The organism is Pseudomonas sp. F220, from assembly GCF_057813935.1.
This window is the reverse complement of the sequence record NZ_JBVASJ010000002.1, coordinates 215,165-232,420: the sequence shown is the minus strand read 5'-3', so window position 1 is coordinate 232,420 and position 17,256 is coordinate 215,165. Positions and strand designations below refer to the sequence as shown.

Here is a 17,256-nt window from a genome sequence, read left to right as displayed (position 1 = left end):
TTTGCGGTTAACTTTAAGTTACAAAACCTCCCTTCGATTTGAGCTATACAGAAGCGGCGCCGAATAGTGGCTATCTGCCGTCTTCGCGTGCCTGCCAATAAAAATAAAAGAAAAGGGAGACTTCCAGTGAAGAGCTTGCTCTATCCCGCCGTCGCGCTAATGAATCGCTTGAGCTTCGGCATGAAGTTCAGCCTGATCAGTGTTCTGTTTTTCCTGCCAATGCTGGTGACCAACTTCTATCTGGTCCGCGACTCCTATCGCGAATTTCAGGGCACCCAGGTTGAATTGCAAAGCCTTGACCTGCTGGGCAGCAGCCTGACGCTTCGGCGTGATCTGGAAACTCTGAACAATCTGGTGCAGATCAACGTCACCCTTGGCCAATCCGGCAAAGCGGGGGATATCGAGCCGAAGATAAGCGCCCTTGAACAGAACATCCTGGAACGCATGCAGGGGCTGGCGGCGGTGACCATCGCCCCTGAACAGATCAGCGTTTTCGATGGCAAGCGCGATGAAATGATTACGGCCTTCAAGGCTCAGCAAGCCGAAAACTCATTGCAAAGCAAAAGCGCGTTGATCGGCAAGTTACTCGGCAGTGCGCAAATTTTCAGTCAGATTGTTGCCAGTCAGTCCGGCTTGAGCCGCGACAATCGAAGTGACATGCGCCAGTTGAGTGAGCTGATCACCAGTGTCACCCCGCAAGTCACGCAAATCCTGGGCGAAGGCCGGGCCATAGGCAGCTATTCCCTGGGGCTAGGTTTTCTTAATTCGGCCTCGAGCACTCGCTTCGATGAGCTGTTACAGCAGATTGAAAAGCTCCAGGCCGAGTACGGTTTGAAGTTGCAGGATGCATTGGGTTCGAGCAAAGCGGCCCTCGACGCTCTGGGCCCATTGGCCAGCGCCAGCAGAGCCACGCTCAAACAAGGCAGCGAACTGTTCGAAGAGCAGGTAGTGATGGCTGATACCCTCGATGCTCCCTGGCAAGCCTTTTACGATCATGTCAGCGGACTAATGGCACAGACCTACCAACTGAATGAGGCCACGCTGAAGTTCCTTGGTGTGGAATTGCAGCACCGTCTGGAGCAGAACCGCACGCACATGGTGTTGTTGGTGGTCGCACTGGCCGCTGTGTTCTTATTGATCGTTTACCTCTACGGCGGTTTCTACGCCTCGACCCGTACCACCCTTAAACGTCTGGGGGCGGTGATGGACAAGGTCGCGGCGGGGGACATGACCGTCACCTTCACCGCCCACAGTCGCGATGAGTTGGGTGAATTGGGCAATGTGTTCAACGGTACGGTGGCGAAAATCCATGACCTGATTGAGCTGGTGGGAAAGACCGTCAGTGAAGTCGAGCGTCAGGCCGGTCAGGTGGAATCGGTATCGGCCCGGAGCAATCAGGCGGTAGCCGGTCAGCGCAGCCAGATTGAACAGGTCGCCACGGCGATGAATCAGATGTCGGCGACTGCCCAGGAAGTGGCCCGCAGCGCAGCGGCGGCGGTCAGTAGCGCCCACAGCGTCAACGAAGAAACGGTCAGCGGCCGTGGTTTGGTGGCGTCACAGCAGGGCAGCATTGCCCAGTTGGCCAGCGAGATCGACCAGTCAGTGTTAGTGATCAATCAATTAGCCAATGACAGCCAATCCATCAGCCGTGTACTTGAGGTGATCAAAAGTATTGCCGAGCAGACCAACCTGTTGGCGCTCAACGCGGCCATCGAGGCCGCGCGCGCCGGTGAGCAAGGACGCGGTTTTGCGGTGGTGGCCGATGAAGTCCGGACGTTGGCCAAACGTACTCAGCAATCGACTGAAGAAATCGAGCAAATGATTGCCAAGCTGCACAGCGGCGTCGGCGCGGCGGTGAAAGCCATGGGCGTCAGCCATCAGATGGCCAATGGAACGGTCAGTCAGTCGGAAAAGGTTCAGCAGGCGCTGGAAAACATCCTCGGTGCTGTGGGGATGATCGTCGATCAGAACCAGCAGATCGCTGCGGCAGTCGAGCAGCAAACCGCGGTGGCCCATGATATTGATCAAAATATCGTCGAGATCAACCGCGCCGGAGAGCGCACCGCCGAAGGCGCGCACCAGACCGAAGATGCCAGTCGTCAGCTCTCCGCGCAGGTGGTTCAGCTGAAACAGTTGATCAGCGCGTTCCGGGTTTGACGCAGGGAAACCAACATTCAGTCGACGGTATCTACGCCATGCTGCAAGCGAGCGTGATTCTGCAGTTCGCCAAGGTTCATGCCAACTGATTACCAGTTGAACAACTCACAGGCGTTGGCAGTGCTGGCAGCGGCCAGTTGCTGCGGGCTGACCGCCATGATTTCGGCCAGCGCCGAACAAATCGCCGGCAAGTGCCGCGGGCTGTTGCGTTGGCCTGGATACATGACGGGCGCCATATCCGGCGAGTCGGTTTCCAGCACCACGGCATCCAGTGGTAACCCTTTGAGGACTTTGTGCATGCGCAGCGCCTGCGGCCAGGTCGCGGCGCCGCCCAGGCCCAGTTTGAAACCGAGTTTGATGTATTCGCGGGCCTCTTCCTGACTGCCGGCAAAGGCATGGACGATACCACTACGTTTGAGTCGAATGCGCTTCAGTGTGGCGATCACGGCTGCATGGCTACGACGGACATGCAGCAGCGCCGGTAACTGAAAGTCTGCCGCCAGTTTTAACTGCGCTTCAAACAGCGTTTGTTGGCGTTCGCGGTCGAGCTGTTCGAGAAAATAATCCAGACCGATCTCGCCCACCGCGCATAGCTGCGCATGACCGGCCAGACGCGACAGCCAGTCACCCAGTTCAGTCAGGTCCGCGGGGCGATGCTCATCGAGATAGACCGGGTGCAAGCCGAACGCGGCATGCAGGTCCGGGTCGCTTTGCACCAAATCCCAGACTCGCTGCCAATTTCGCTGATAAACCCCCAGCACCACCATTCGCCGCACCCCGAGGGCGCGGCTGTCAGCCAGCAGCGCCTCGCGATCTTCGTCGAAATCCGGAAAGTCCAGATGGGTGTGGGTGTCGATCAGCTCCACGTTCAGGCCTCGTGAATGCGCTGCTTGAAGGTCCGCGCAATGGCCTGCACGCCGGGTTGGTAATGCTGTTCTTCAATCGCCGCCAGTGCCAGTTGCAGGGCTTTGTCCGCGATCAGTTGATGTTGCTGGGCCATGGCATTCACCGGCAGCGGCAGGAAGTCCAGCAACTGCGTGTCGCCGAACGTACCAAGGCGCAGCGGTCGGGATTTGAGCGGGAAGTCATGCAAGGCATCGAACACGCCTTGGAGCAGCACGTAGGACGTGGTCACCAGCGCATCCGGCAGATGGCCGAGGCGTTGTAGTAACTCCTCCATCAACTGCCGTCCGCAGTCGCGACTGAAGGCTTCGCCGTGCTCGATCAGGATCTCGCCTTCGAACCCGGACAAAGCCTGTTTGAAGCCGGCGGCGCGCTCCTGGCTGATGCTCAGCTCGGGCCGCGCACCGATCAGCGCAATCTGCCGAGGTACGGGCTGTAGCAGGCTGCGGGTGAGTTGCAGGCTAGCCTCTTTATCATCGCTGATCACCGAGCAGAAATGCTCAGGCTCCATGACCCGGTCGATGGCGATGATCGGCAAGCCTTTGGCCTGTAGCTGGCGATAGCTGTCATCATCGGGCGGCAGGCAGCTGGCGACGAACAAGGCATCGCAACGCCGGGCGCGGAACAGTTGCAGCAATTGCCGCTCGCTGTCCGGCGCATCGTCGGAGCTGGCGATCAGCAGTTGATAGCCACGAGCGCGGGCGCCTTGTTCGAGTAGTTTGGCGATCCGTGCATAACTGGGGTTTTCCAGGTCTGGCAGGATGAAGCCTAATGTGCGCGTGTGTCGGCTGCGTAGCCCGGCCGCTTGTGGGTTAGGCGTGAAGCCATGTTGTTCGACCACCGCCTGCACACGCTCGACGGTGCTGCGGCTGATCCGTTGTTGTTCGGCCTTGCCGTTGATGACATAGCTGGCGGTGGTAACAGACACACCGGCCAGTTGGGCGATATCACTGAGTTTCAACCCGGGATTTCCTTGTTGTTTTGGAGCTTGCCCCGACATTTTGTCCAATCGTAACCGATATGGGGAGAGGACCCTTGTCGCAACTGCAACCGACGGGTAGGGCTTCAAGGGTGAGCGATAATCGAGTAACGTGCCAAGTATTCTAGATTAAACGTTTCAGCAAGCGTATTTTCAAGGGTATAAAGAAATTGGGCCGGTTCTGCCGAGAAGCCGCCCGAGGTTGTTCTGACAATAAGCCTAAGCTGATTCATTCAAAACAATACCTAGCGCAAACTTGCGCTAAATAGGAGAAAGCATGCTCGAGCTCACCATAGAGCAGATATCCATGGGCCAGTCGGCTGTGGATAAGTCCGCGGCACTGCACCTGCTCGCCGAAAATCTTGTCGCTGATGGCCTGGTCGAAGAGGGTTACCTCAGTGGCTTGCAGGCGCGAGAAGCCCAGGGCTCGACCTTTCTCGGTCAAGGTATTGCGATCCCCCACGGTACTCCCGAAACCCACGATAAAGTGTTTGCCACCGGCGTGCGGCTGTTGCAGTTTCCCGAAGGGGTGGACTGGGGTGATGGTCAGATCGTCTATCTGGCGATCGGCATTGCCGCCAAATCCGATGAGCACCTGCGCCTGTTGCAATTGCTCACCCGCGCGCTCGGTGAAACCGATCTGGGCCAGGCCCTGCGCCGCGCCAGTTCCGCCGAGGCCTTGCTGAAGTTGTTGCAAGGTGCGCCGCAAGAGCTGGCGCTGGATGCGCAGATGATCGGTTTGGGCGTGTCCGCCGACGATTTTGAAGAGCTGGTTTGGCGTGGCGCACGGTTGCTGCGTCAGGCCGACTGTGTGAGCAATGGTTTTTCCGCGGTACTGCAACAGGTTGAAGCACTGCCACTGGGCGACGGCCTGTGGTGGTTGCACAGCGAACAGACGGTCAAACGTCCGGGCCTGGCCTTCGTCACGCCGGACAAGCCGATCCGCTACCTTGGTCAGCCGCTGAGCGGTCTGTTCTGTCTGGCCAGCCTGGGGGAAGCTCATCAAGCCTTGCTCGAACGCCTCTGCGCTTTGCTGATTGAAGGTCGTGGCCATGAATTGGGTCGCGCTACCAGCAGTCGTGCGGTCCTGGAAGTACTCGGCGGCGAATTGCCAGCCGACTGGCCGAGCGCTCGCATCGCCTTGGCCAACGCTCACGGCTTGCATGCACGCCCGGCGAAAATTCTGGCGCAACTGGCGAAAAGCTTTGAAGGCGAAATTCGCGTGCGGATCGTCGACGGTCAAGGCAGCGCGGTGTCGGTGAAGAGTCTGAGCAAGCTGCTCAGCCTCGGTGCCCGTCGCGGCCAGATTCTGGAATTCATCGCTGAACCGAGCATCGCTGCCGACGCCTTGCCAGCCTTGCTGGCGGCCATTGAAGAGGGGCTTGGCGAAGAAGTCGAGCCGTTGCCTGCGGTCAGTGCACCCCGTGAAGTCGTTGTTGAAGTGGAGCCGTTGTTGGTGGCTCCGGCTTCGGGCAGCCTGATTCAGGCGATTGCCGCATCGCCCGGGATTGCCATTGGCCCGGCCCACATTCATGTACTGCAGCCGATCGATTACCCGTTGCGTGGTGAGTCCGCTGCCATTGAGCGTGAGCGTCTGAAGCAAGCGCTGACCGATGTCCGTCGTGACATTGAAGGGCTGATCCAGCGCAGCAAGGCCAAGGCGATCCGCGAGATTTTCATTACCCACCAGGAAATGCTCGATGACCCGGAGCTGACCGACGAAGTCGACACCCGCCTCAAACAAGGTGAAAGCGCCGAGGCTGCATGGATGGCGGTGGTCGAGGCCGCGGCCAGACAACAGGAGTCGCTGCAAGACGCCTTGCTGGCTGAACGTGCGGCGGACTTGCGGGATGTCGGTCGCCGGGTGTTGGCGCAGCTGTGTGGCGTCGAATCCCTGGTCGAACCTGAGCAACCGTACATTCTGGTGATGGATGAGGTCGGTCCGTCGGATGTGGCGCGTCTCGACCCGGCGCGAGTCGCGGGGATACTGACCGCCCGTGGTGGCGCCACCGCCCACAGTGCGATTGTCGCCAGGGCCTTGGGCATTCCAGCGCTGGTCGGTGCTGGCGCTGCGGTATTGCTGCTGGCGCCGGGCACGCCGCTGCTGCTCGACGGTTTGCGCGGTCGCCTGCATGTGGACGCCGATGCGGCGACCTTGCAGCGCGCCACCGAAGAACGCGACACCCGCGAGCAACGTCTGCAGGCCGCTGCAGCGCAACGTCACGAACCGGCGCTGACCACCGATGGCCACGCCGTCGAAGTGTTCGCCAATATTGGTGACAGCACAGGTGTCATCAGCGCAGTGGAACAGGGCGCCGAAGGCATCGGCTTGCTGCGTACCGAATTGATTTTCATGGCCCATTCGCAAGCGCCGGATGAGGCGACCCAGGAAACCGAATACCGCCGCGTGCTCGACGGCTTGGCCGGTCGTCCGTTGGTGGTGCGCACGCTGGATGTGGGCGGCGACAAGCCGCTGCCTTACTGGCCGATCGCCAAGGAAGAAAACCCGTTCCTCGGTGTTCGCGGTATTCGTCTGACCCTGCAACGTCCGTTGATCATGGAAGCCCAGCTGCGTGCCCTGTTGCGCGCTGCGGACAACCGGCCGCTGCGGATCATGTTCCCGATGGTCGGCAGCGTCGATGAATGGCGTCAGGCCAGGGACATGACCGAACGCCTGCGTCTGGAAATTCCGGTGGCCGACCTGCAACTGGGGATCATGATCGAAGTGCCGTCGGCGGCGCTGCTCGCCCCGGTACTGGCCAAGGAAGTCGACTTTTTCAGCGTCGGCACCAACGACTTGACCCAATACACCCTGGCCATCGACCGAGGCCATCCGACCTTGTCGGCGCAGGCTGATGGCTTGCATCCCGCAGTGTTGCAACTGATCGACATTACCGTGCGCGCGGCCCATGCCCATGGCAAATGGGTCGGCGTTTGCGGAGAACTGGCGGCGGACCCGTTGGCGGTCCCGGTGCTGGTGGGCCTTGGTGTGGATGAATTGAGTGTGTCGGCGCGCAGCATTGCCGAGGTCAAGGCGCGGGTTCGCGAACTCAGCTTGAGCCAGACAAAAGTTCTCGCTCAGCAGGCCTTGGCCGTGGGCAGCGCCAATGAAGTGCGCGCTTTAGTGGAGGCGCTGTAATGGCGAGGATTCTTACCCTGACCTTGAACCCGGCGCTGGACCTCACCGTCCAGTTGGCACGCCTGGAACCCGGTGAGGTCAACCGCAGCGACGCCATGCACACCCATGCCGCCGGCAAGGGCTTGAATGTGGCGCAGGTGCTGGCCGATCTCGGGCATCAGTTGACCGTCAGCGGTTTTCTCGGTGAAGACAATCCACAGGCTTTCGAAGCGCTGTTTGCCCAGCGTGGTTTTGTCGATGCATTCATTCGCGTGCCCGGAGAAACCCGCAGCAATATTAAGCTGGCTGAAAGCGATGGGCGTATCACTGACCTGAACGGTCCGGGCCCGCAGGTCAGCGAAGCCGCTCAACAAGCGCTGCTTGATCGCCTCGATCAAATCGCCGCCGGGCATGACGCGGTGGTGGTCGCCGGTAGTCTGGCGCAGGGTGTCAGCCCGCAGTGGTTTCAAGTGCTGCTGATCCGGCTGAAAAACCTCGGGTTGAAAGTTGCCCTGGACACCAGCGGCGAAGCCTTGCGGGCAGGGCTCGCGGCAGGTCCATGGTTGGTCAAACCTAATGCTGAAGAGCTGGCCGAAGCGCTGGATAACCCGGTTGCGTCGGTGGCTGCACAAGCTGAGGCGGCGAACCGGTTAAGGGCGCAAGGCGTCGAGCATGTGGTGATTTCCCACGGTGCCGACGGGGTGAACTGGTTCAGCGTCGGTTGCGCCTTGCAGGCACTGCCACCGCGGGTTCGCGTCGCCAGCACGGTCGGTGCTGGCGATTCATTGCTGGCCGGAATGCTGCACGGTTTGCTCAGTGCTCATACCCCTGAGCGGACCTTGCGCACCGCCACTGCTATCGCCGCCATGGCCGTGACCCAGATCGGTTTCGGAATCAGTGATGCCGCGCAACTGGCGCAGCTCGAACAGGGTGTGCGTGTTCACCCCCTGACAGAACAATAAGAGGGTTTGTAATGAAGTTAGCCATTGTTACTGCCTGCCCGAATGGCATGGTCACCAGTGTGCTCTGCGCGCGGTTGCTCGATGCGGCGGCGCAACGCCAGGGCTGGAGCACCAGCGTTGAAGTGCACGATGCCGCGCATCCGGAACGCCAGTTGTCGGCCGCAACGATCGAGGTCGCTGAGTGGGTGCTGGTGGTCAGCAGCGCGCCTGTGGATATGTTGCGTTTTGTTGGCAAACGGGTGTTCCAGAGCACGCCGGCGCAGGCTTTGCAGGATGTCGAAGCGGTGCTGCGCCGTGGTGCCGAAGAGGCGCAGATCTACGTCGCGCCCGAAGCGGTCGCCACGCCTGCCGCTGTCAGCAAAAGTGCGCCGCGACTGGTTGCCGTGACCGCTTGCCCGACCGGTGTCGCTCACACCTTTATGGCCGCCGAAGCGTTGCAGCAAACGGCCAAGCGCCTGGGCTATGACCTGCAAGTGGAAACCCAGGGCTCGGTCGGTGCGCGCAATCCTTTGAGTGCAGCGGCGATTGCCGACGCTGATGTGGTGTTGCTGGCGGCGGATATCGAAGTCGCCACCGAGCGCTTTGCCGGCAAGAAAATTTATCGCTGTGGCACGGGTATCGCCTTGAAACAGGCCGAAGCCACGCTGAATAAAGCGCTGGCCGAGGGTCAGCAGGAAAGCGTTTCGACCGGTACCAAAGGCCCGGTCAAACAAGAGAAGACTGGTGCCTACAAACACCTGCTGACCGGCGTGTCGTTCATGTTGCCGATGGTGGTGGCGGGCGGATTGATGATTGCGCTGTCGTTTGTCTTTGGCATCACCGCGTTCAAGGAGCCAGGGACTCTGGCCGCGGCGCTGATGCAGATCGGTGGTGAGACCGCGTTCAAACTCATGGTGCCATTGCTCGCCGGTTACATTGCCTACTCGATCGCCGACCGTCCGGGCCTGGCGCCGGGGATGATTGGCGGCTTGCTGGCCAGTACCCTGGGCGCGGGTTTTATCGGCGGGATCATTGCCGGGTTCATCGCCGGTTACGCTGCCCAAGCGATCAATCGCTGGGCGCGCTTGCCGCAAAGTCTCGAAGCGTTGAAGCCGATCCTGATCATCCCGTTACTGGCGAGCCTGTTCACCGGTCTGGTGATGATCTACGTGGTGGGTAAACCGGTTGCAGGAATGCTCGCAGGTCTGACCCACTTCCTCGACAGCATGGGCACTACCAACGCGATTCTGCTCGGTGTGTTGCTCGGCGGCATGATGTGCGTCGACCTTGGCGGGCCGATCAACAAAGCCGCTTATGCGTTCTCGGTGGGTCTGCTGGCGTCGCAAAGTTATGCACCGATGGCCGCGACCATGGCTGCCGGTATGGTGCCGCCGATTGGTATGGGCATCGCCACTTTCATCGCCCGCCGCAAGTTCGCCCAGACCGAGCGTGAAGCCGGCAAAGCGGCATTCGTGCTCGGCCTGTGCTTTATCTCCGAAGGGGCCATTCCATTTGCCGCCAAAGACCCGTTGCGAGTGATCCCGGCGAGCATCGCAGGCGGCGCATTGACCGGCGCGCTGTCGATGTATTTCAGCTGCAAACTGATGGCACCCCACGGTGGGCTGTTCGTGATGCTGATCCCGAATGCGATCAACCATGCATTGTTGTATCTGATGGCGATTGTTGCCGGGAGTTTGCTGACGGCGGTGACGTATGCGCTGATCAAGCGGACTGAAGTGGTCGAGTTGGCTCTCGAACCGGTCAAGGCCTGAATGTAGGAGCGAGCTTGCTCGCGATGGACTTAAGGGCGACGCGTTTATTCAGACAACACGCGTTATCGTTAACGTCCATCGCGAGCAAGCTTGCTCCTACAGCTGTAACACCCCATTCATCGCTCCATGCCTAAGCTTCCCTTTTAGATTGACGAGGGAAAACATCATGAGCGAATTCGACCTGGGACGTCGTCGGGTGATGCAGGCCGTTGGCGCCGGGCTCTTGTTACCCGGCTTGGCACCGGCGGTGATCGCCTCGGTCAAGGATCGCCCGCAACTCACCGATGGCGTGCAGTCTGGTGACTTGCTGGGTGACCGGGCGATGATCTGGAGCCGTTGCGACCGCCCGGCGCGGATGGTGGTGGAGTGGGATACTCGCAGTCTGTTCAACAACCCTCGACGCTTCGTCTCGCCATTGGCCGATGCCCGCAGCGACTTCACCGCCCGCGTCGAACTGACCGGATTGCCCGCCGATCAGGCGATCTTCTATCGCGTGCAATTCGAAGATGCCCAGACCGGTGTCGCCAGCGAACCCTGGTTCGGCCACTTGCGCAGCGTGCCGCAGCAGCGGCGAGATATTCGTTTTGTCTGGAGCGGCGACACCGTCGGCCAAGGCTTCGGTATCAACCCAGACATCGGCGGCATGCGCATCTATGAAGCCATGCGCTTGCGTCTGCCGGACTTCTTTATCCACAGCGGCGACACCATTTACGCCGACGGTCCGGTACCGGCGCAAATCACCACCGAGAGCGGCCGTATCTGGCGCAATCTCACCACCGAAGCCAAAAGCAAAGTCGCCGAAACCCTCGACGAGTATCGCGGCAATTACCGCTACAACCTGATGGATGAAAACATTCGCCGGTTCAACGCCGAAGTGCCGCAGGTTTGGCAGTGGGACGATCACGAAGTGGTCAACAACTGGTCACCTGGCAAACAACTGGATGAGCGCTACAAAAGCAAAGATATCCACAGCCTGGCAGGGCGCGCCCGTCAGGCCTGGCTCGAGTACGCACCGATGCGTTTACAGAGCGCTGATGACGGTGGGCGGATCTATCGCAAGTTGAGTTACGGACCATTGCTGGATGTGTTCGTGTTGGACATGCGCAGCTATCGCGGTGCCAACGACGACAACCTTGGTGGTGAAAAACCCTTCCTCGGGCGCGAGCAACTGGATTGGCTCAAGCGCGAGTTGAAGGGCTCCAGCGCGCAGTGGAAAGTCATCGCCGCTGACATGCCTATCGGCCTCGGTGTGCCGGATGGCGAGGTCAGTCCCGGTGTGCCGCGCTGGGAGGCGGTGGCCAACGGTGACCCTGGCCCGGCTCAGGGCCGAGAACTGGAAATCGCTGAGCTACTGGGTTTTCTAAGGGCGCAGCAGGTGCGCAACTATGTGTGGCTGACGGCCGATGTGCACTACTGCGCAGCGCATCATTACCATCCGGACCGCGCGGCGTTTCAGGACTTCGAACCCTTCTGGGAGTTTGTCGCAGGTCCCTTGAACGCTGGCAGTTTCGGACCTGACCCACTGGACAAAACCTTCGGCCCCGAAGTGGTCTTCGAAAAAGCCCCGCCGACGCAGAACACTTCACCGTTTGCCGGGTTTCAGTTCTTTGGGGAAGTGCAGATCGACGGCTTGAGTGGCGAGATGAGCGTTATCTTGCGCGATCTGGATGGGATGGCGGTATTTGAGCAGAAGTTGCAGCCGGTTTGATGGCGCTGAAGATGTGTTCGAGAACATCGTTCATTTGCTGGAGGATTTCCAGGTTGCTGAAACGTAGAACCTGGATTCCTTGTTGCTGAAGGTGGAGTGTTCGTCGTTGGTCATGGATCTGCTGAGGTGTTGCGTAGTGCTGGCCGCCGTCGAGTTCGATGGCCAGTTTCAGCTCGGCGCAATAGAAGTCCAGGATGTAGGGCGGGCAGGGGAATTGGCGGCGGAATTTCAGGTTGGCAATTTGTCGGGAGCGGAGTTTTTGCCAGAGCAGGTGTTCGCAGTCGGTTTGGTTTGTTCGTAGTTGTCTGGCGAATTGGCGTTGGTTGGGTGTCGGGCGTGGGGTTCCGTTGGGCATGCTTCACCTCCGTGTGAAGTTTTGGTTTTTTGAGGTTTTAACTGTAGCTGCAAATTGGGCATTGGGCTGAAATCGACCCCTCACCCCAGCCCTCTCCCCAAGGGGGAGAGGGGGAGAGGGGGAAAGGGAGCCGATCTCTGTTGTTTTCAAAAGATACATTCAACTCGAAGTTTCAGGTCGCAGTATTTCGGAAAGTAGACGCGGTCAGCTCCCTCGCCCCTTTGGGGAGAGGGCTGGGGAGAGGGGTGGTTTTAAAACACGGCACAGAGATACCGAAAACCCACAAAACCAGCCCCTCAATACACATCTCGTCGATAGCGCCCTTGCTCAATCAGCTTCTCAACCTCTTCAGCACCCAGTACCTCATTGAGCACCTGATCCACGCCCGCGGCCATCCCTTGCAGGCTGCCGCAGATGTAAATCGCGGCACCGTCGGCCAGCCATTTTTTCAATTCGTCGGCGGCATTACGCAGTCGATCCTGCACGTAGATCTTCTCTGCCTGATCCCGCGAGAACGCCAGGTCCAGACGTACCAGATCGCGGCACGCCAGCCATTCGTGCAGCTCGTCCCGGCAATAAAAGTCATGTTCGATGTTGCGTTCACCAAACAGCAGCCAGTTGCGTTGCTGGCCGTCGGCGATTCGTGCCTTGAGCAGGCTGCGCAGCCCCGCCAGTCCTGTGCCGTTGCCCAGCAGGATCAACGGCCGAGGTTCGGCAGGCAGGTGGAAACCACTGTTGCGCCGTACTCGCAGGCTGATGGCCGCGCCCAGGGGCACATGTTCGGTCAGCCAGCCAGAGCCCAGGCCCAGGCTGCCGTCGGCATGACGTTCCTGACGCACGATCAGTTCTAACAGGCCGTCGCTGGCGATCGAGGCAATCGAGTATTCGCGCATGGCCAGCGGCACCAGCGCATCGACCAATGCCTGGGCATGCAGGCCGACCAGATGGGCACGATTCTCTGGTAACTGGCGACCCGCCAACGCCTGCGCCAGGGTTTCCTGCAAACCATCGAGTTGTACGGGAGTGGTCGCTGCGAGGCCCAGCCCCTTCAGAAAATACTCGACGGCAGCGCTGCTGTTACGTGGCAGTACCTCCACCAGATCACCGGCCAACCAGCTGCAGGCGGTTGGCGCGGTCAGACCGAGCAAATACACGCCTGAACCATTGCTGTCGGGGTTGAGCAGTTTGCGCTGGCTCAGCGTCCAGTTGTCGAAACTCGGCGCTTGCCAGGTGTCCACCGGTGCATGCCCGGTCAGCTGACCGAGTTGCTGTTGCCAGTGCCGCAGGGCGTAGGGGTCGCCACTGTCGACTTCAATCGGCGCGAACAACGTGGTGCCGCCATGCTCTGCGAGCCTGGCATGCAGACGACGAGCAAATCCACAGAAGTGCTGATACTGCCGATCGCCGAGGCCCAGCACCGCGTAATTAAGGCTGTCCAGCGTCAACGCCCGCCCCAGCACTTTGCGCTCGAAGCCGCGTGCGCTGTCTGGTGCCTCGCCGTCGCCGAAGGTACTGATCACGAACAATGCGTGGTTTGACTCGCGCAAATCCCGCTCGCTGACGTCTGCCAGTGGCTGCACCTTGACCGGCACTCCTGCCGCCTGCAATTGACCGGCGGTCTGCCATGCAAGCTGTTCGGCAAAGCCGCTTTGGCTGGCAAAACCGATCAGCCATGCCGGTGCGTCGCTGCTGTTTTGAACCCAACCTTTGCGAGCGTCTTTGACCTGATGTTTCTTGCGTCGACGATCCAGATAAAGCAGCCAGCCCGTGATAAAAAACAGCGGCATGGTCAGGGTAGCGAGGGTCAGCAAAATACGACCGACGATCCCGAAGTAACTGCCGACATGCAGGGCATAGATGCTGGCCAGCAGTTGCGCTTTGAAGCTTTTGTCGGCGTAACGATCATGTTTGCTGACCGCGCCTGTTGTCGGGTCAAGCATGATCTGGTTCAGCGCACGGTCGTGGGGCGAATTTTTCAGCAGATAGAACACCGTGGCCGGTTGTCCGGCCACTGGTGGCATGCGGATGTTGTAGGCGCTCAGGCCAGGGCCAGCGGCGCTGTAGACACTGCTCCACATCGCGCGGTAATCGGCGGTCGGTGCCGGACCTGACGGCGGGGCACCGCGACCACCCTTGACCCGCTCGTTTTGCGGCGCGTCGGAGAGGAGCTTGTTCAGCCCTTTGTTGTACCACTCATAAGACCAGGACAACCCGGTCAACGCTGCCAGTAAATAGAAAATCAGGCACCAGGTGCCCGCCACCGAATGCAGGTCCCAATTGAAGCTGCGGCCTTTTTTTGCCCAGTCGAGGGTCAGCCAGGCGCGCCAGCTTGCGACCTGACGCGGCCAGCGCAGATAGAGGCCGGACAGGCAGAAGAAAATCAGAATCAGCGTACAGGCACCGGTGATTTGCCGACCGGTATCGCCCATCGCCAGAAAGCGGTGCAGCTGCAGCATCAGGCCAAAGAAGTCCTGGCCCGTGGCATCTCCCATGAAGTCGCCGGTGTAGGGGTCGAAGTAACGCATCTGCCCACGGCGTTCGCCAGCGGGTGGGGTGAAAAACACCCGCGCGGCGTTGTCGCTGTCGGTTTCGACCCAGAGCATCGAGACCTTTTTGCCCTCAGCGGCCTCGATTTTCTCTACCAGCTCAGCAGGCGGCAGCACACCGGCAGTGCGCTTCTCGACGTGCAGGACCGAGGGGTTCAGCGCGCGCAGGATCTCGTCCTGAAACGACACTGCGGCTCCGGTGATGCCCATCAAGGCCAGGATCAGCCCGGCGCTGATGCCGAAAAACCAGTGCAGCTGGAACAGGGTTTTCTTCAACACGTCGATCGCCTTACTTATTCAAAAATAATCATTACGGCGCGCAGTATGCCGTGTGTTGTCGGGAAGCATTCGCCATTACGGACAAAAGCCCCGCACATGAACATGAGCGGGGCTTCTTGAACTTCCGACTCTAATTAGAAGTGGAAGTTGGTGCTTAGCAGCGCCGTACGACCTGGCGCCTGGTTGGCGAAGTGGGTCGCGAAGGCTTTGTCGTAGTACGTCTCGTTGGTCAGGTTCTGCACATTCAATTGCAGGTCGACATTTTTAGTCAGTTTATAACTGGCCATGGCGTCGTAGCGGACGTAGGAGTCAACCATCGTGGTGTTGGCCACACTGCCGAACACGTCGTCGACATAGAACGCACCGCCGCCAACGGTCAGCTTTTGAGTGACGGCGTAGGTTGTCCACACACTGGCGCTGTTTTTCGGGGTGTTAGGCAGTTGATTGCCATCGGTGGCCTCGTTCAGCGGGCCGCCATCCACTTGCTTGCCGTCGAGGTAGCTGTAACCGGCGAAGACCTGCCACTTGTCGGTGAGCTTGCCGGTGGCCGACAGTTCAAAGCCGTCAACACGGGTCTTGCCAACGTTTTGGAAGGATGTGGTGTCGACCTGAACCCGGGCGTTTTCCTTTTCGGTGCGGAAAATGGCGGCGGTCAGCGACAAGCGGTCATTGAGCAGGTCCCACTTGGTACCGATTTCGTAGTTGCTGGTTTCTTCCGGCTCCATGTCGCTGCTCAGCAGATTCCCGTTACGGTCCGTCGTACCTGACAATGGATTGCCTTCCATGCCTTCGCCCAAGGTGTTACCCGGTGGGGTGGCTGAGGTGGCGTAGGAGGCATAGATGCTGCCGTTCTCCGCCGGTTTCCAGACCAGGCCCAACTGACCGGTGACGAACTCGCTGACGTCGTTGCCTTTGGCGGTAGTGACTGAAGCGGCGTCGAAGGTCTTGAACTGGGTGTCGAAGTGGTCGTAACGCAGGCCCATGTTCAACAGCCACTGCGGCGACAGTTCTAGAGTATCGAATACATAGAGCGCACGAGTGGTACTGGAGGTGTCGGTGCCGGCGTAGTTGCGCGAAATCGCACCGTTCCATGGATCGTCAGGGTTTGGGTTGGACAGCGAGGTGCAGTTGTAGCCGCTTGATGAACCGATCATGGACGGCGTGCAGTTAGTGGTCACTGCGGCCGTTCCCGGCGTGGTATCGGTGTTGACGTTGTACGAAGATTTTTTACTTTTCTCGCGGCTGAACTCAACTCCGGTGGAGAAGCTGTTCTTGAACCCGGCCACGTAGAAGTCGCCAAACAGGTCAGTCTGGTTGGTGGTGGTGTCGGTGTTGCTGACCCGGCTGTTGGCGCGGCGCCAGACGCTACCGTTGTTGACGTTGCCCTTGCTGTCGTCCGGCTGGGTCAGGATGTAATCCTGCATGCTGGTGCCGTGCCGCAAGGTGTTCTTGATGGTCAGCGCGTCGGTCAGGTCGTGTTCGATGGCGAAGGTCGCGGTGTCGGTACGGCCTTTACGGAAGTCGCGGTCAGTCAGGCCGTAGAAGTTGTTGCTATCACCGCCGGCGTTAGGTTTGTCCGGATTGCTCTTGGTGCGATCAGCAGTTTTACCCGAAGCTGGCACGGTGTACGGAATGCCCGAGTCCGGCAGGTCGTTGCTTTGCAGGTGGTAGTAGTCGAGGTTGACCCGGGTATCAGTGCCCAGCCCGAACGCCAGCGACGGAGCGATGCCCCAGCGGTCGTAATCAACCTTGTCACGCCCGGCGACGTTGCTTTCATGGCTCATCAAGTTGAGACGGCCCGCGGCGCTATCGGTGAACTGATAGTTGCTATCCAGGGTATAGCGCTGGGTCTGATCCGAGCCCCAGGTAAAGCCGCCATCAAACGAGTCGCCCAAGTGAGCCTTTTTGCTGACCAGATTGATGGTGCCGCCGGCTGCGCCACGGCCACCAATGGCCGAGTTAGGGCCCTTGCTGACCTCGATCGACTCAACGGCAAAAATCTCGCGGCTCTGGGAGCCAGTGTCGCGCACACCATCCAGATAGGTGTCGCCTTGCGCGTCGAAGCCACGAATGAACGGTCGATCGCCCTGCGGGTTGCCGCCTTCTCCGGCACCGAAGGTAATGCCGGGCACTGTGCGCAGCGCATCCTGCATGGAAAGGGCACCGGTGTCCTTCAGGACTTGCTGTGGAATCACTGTCACCGAACGCGGGGTGTCCACCAGTGGTGCGGTGTATTTAGGCGAAGAGGCTTTCTCGACCTGATAGGAGGTCTGGTCCTGGGCTTCGCCAGTGACGCTGGTGGCATCCAGCGAAATAGCATTACGTGGTGCTTTTTTGTCGGTGTTTTCAGCTGCGTGAGCCATGTGGGCTGCGGAGGTGGCGGTGATGGCCACGCCAATAGCGGATGCGAGCAGACGCGGTGAGCTGACAGGTAACTGTGGTTGTTGGCGTGACATGTGAATTCCCCTCCCCAAGGATTTGAGGTCGCGGAATATAGG

Annotated in this window: 10 protein-coding genes and 1 pseudogene; 6 read left to right on the top strand and 5 right to left on the bottom strand. The window is 59.8% G+C overall.

The window, feature by feature from the left end; genetic code table 11:
• Positions 1–159: 159 nt before the first annotated feature.
• A pseudogene (locus tag ACZYSM_RS02905) lies at positions 160–1,251 on the top strand (methyl-accepting chemotaxis protein); the annotation flags it as partial.
• The gene (locus tag ACZYSM_RS02900; protein ID WP_489068904.1) at positions 1,228–2,157 is read left to right on the top strand and encodes a methyl-accepting chemotaxis protein; all 930 of its coding nucleotides are present in this window, start codon (positions 1,228–1,230) and stop codon (positions 2,155–2,157) included. The pseudogene ACZYSM_RS02905 and the gene ACZYSM_RS02900, both read left to right, overlap by 24 nt.
• 89 nt (positions 2,158–2,246) lie before the next feature.
• Here ACZYSM_RS02900 and ACZYSM_RS02895 read toward each other — a convergent pair whose 3' ends face one another.
• Entirely contained in the window at positions 2,247–3,023 is a 777-nt protein-coding gene (locus ACZYSM_RS02895; RefSeq protein ID WP_489068686.1) for a TatD family hydrolase, read from the bottom strand.
• Between the two features lie 2 nt (positions 3,024–3,025).
• Entirely contained in the window at positions 3,026–4,021 is a 996-nt protein-coding gene (gene cra / locus ACZYSM_RS02890; protein ID WP_489068684.1) for a catabolite repressor/activator, read from the bottom strand.
• A gap of 295 nt (positions 4,022–4,316) precedes the next feature.
• On the opposite strand from cra, the gene ptsP reads away from it, so the two are divergent.
• The 4 genes from ptsP to ACZYSM_RS02870 all read left to right on the top strand — a co-directional run bounded on the left by ptsP (position 4,317) and on the right by ACZYSM_RS02870 (position 11,578).
• Positions 4,317–7,178 (top strand): phosphoenolpyruvate--protein phosphotransferase, encoded by a 2,862-nt coding sequence (gene ptsP / locus ACZYSM_RS02885; RefSeq protein WP_489068682.1) that lies wholly within the window; start codon positions 4,317–4,319, stop codon positions 7,176–7,178.
• Positions 7,178–8,119 carry a 1-phosphofructokinase gene (gene pfkB / locus ACZYSM_RS02880; protein ID WP_489068680.1) on the top strand — a complete coding sequence of 314 codons (942 nt, stop codon included), beginning with the start codon at positions 7,178–7,180 and terminating at the stop codon, positions 8,117–8,119. The genes ptsP and pfkB overlap by 1 nt, the downstream gene beginning before the upstream one ends.
• Before the next feature lie 11 nt (positions 8,120–8,130).
• A complete protein-coding gene (locus ACZYSM_RS02875; RefSeq protein ID WP_489068678.1) occupies positions 8,131–9,870 on the top strand; it encodes a PTS fructose-like transporter subunit IIB in 1,740 nt (579 codons plus the stop codon).
• Positions 9,871–10,036: 166 nt separating this feature from the next.
• Positions 10,037–11,578, top strand: coding sequence for an alkaline phosphatase D family protein (locus tag ACZYSM_RS02870; RefSeq protein ID WP_489068676.1), 1,542 nt, complete (start codon positions 10,037–10,039; stop codon positions 11,576–11,578).
• Here the strand turns inward: ACZYSM_RS02870 and ACZYSM_RS02865 are convergent.
• From ACZYSM_RS02865 to ACZYSM_RS02855, 3 genes are all read right to left on the bottom strand, one after another.
• Complete coding sequence (locus ACZYSM_RS02865; RefSeq protein WP_489068674.1) at positions 11,520–11,933, bottom strand: endonuclease domain-containing protein; 414 nt, start codon at positions 11,931–11,933, stop codon at positions 11,520–11,522. The two genes, ACZYSM_RS02870 and ACZYSM_RS02865, sit on opposite strands and share 59 nt — an antisense overlap.
• Before the next feature lie 296 nt (positions 11,934–12,229).
• Positions 12,230–14,758: a PepSY domain-containing protein gene (locus tag ACZYSM_RS02860; RefSeq protein WP_489068672.1), complete on the bottom strand. Its 2,529-nt coding sequence runs from the start codon at positions 14,756–14,758 to the stop codon at positions 12,230–12,232.
• A 134-nt stretch (positions 14,759–14,892) separates the two neighbouring features.
• Entirely contained in the window at positions 14,893–17,214 is a 2,322-nt protein-coding gene (locus ACZYSM_RS02855) for a TonB-dependent receptor (protein WP_489068670.1), read from the bottom strand.
• Positions 17,215–17,256 lie beyond the last annotated feature (42 nt).

Bases quoted from the DNA above. Each gene is read 5' to 3' on its own strand.
- ACZYSM_RS02900 (WP_489068904.1), top strand. From the start codon at position 1,228: ATGACCGTCACCTTCACCGCCCACAGTCGCGATGAGTTGGGTGAATTG.
- ptsP (WP_489068682.1), top strand. From the start codon at position 4,317: ATGCTCGAGCTCACCATAGAGCAGATATCCATGGGCCAGTCGGCTGTG.
- pfkB (WP_489068680.1), top strand. From the start codon at position 7,178: ATGGCGAGGATTCTTACCCTGACCTTGAACCCGGCGCTGGACCTCACC.
- ACZYSM_RS02875 (WP_489068678.1), top strand. From the start codon at position 8,131: ATGAAGTTAGCCATTGTTACTGCCTGCCCGAATGGCATGGTCACCAGT.
- ACZYSM_RS02870 (WP_489068676.1), top strand. From the start codon at position 10,037: ATGAGCGAATTCGACCTGGGACGTCGTCGGGTGATGCAGGCCGTTGGC.
- ACZYSM_RS02865 (WP_489068674.1), bottom strand. From the start codon at position 11,933: ATGCCCAACGGAACCCCACGCCCGACACCCAACCAACGCCAATTCGCC.
- ACZYSM_RS02855 (WP_489068670.1), bottom strand. From the start codon at position 17,214: ATGTCACGCCAACAACCACAGTTACCTGTCAGCTCACCGCGTCTGCTC.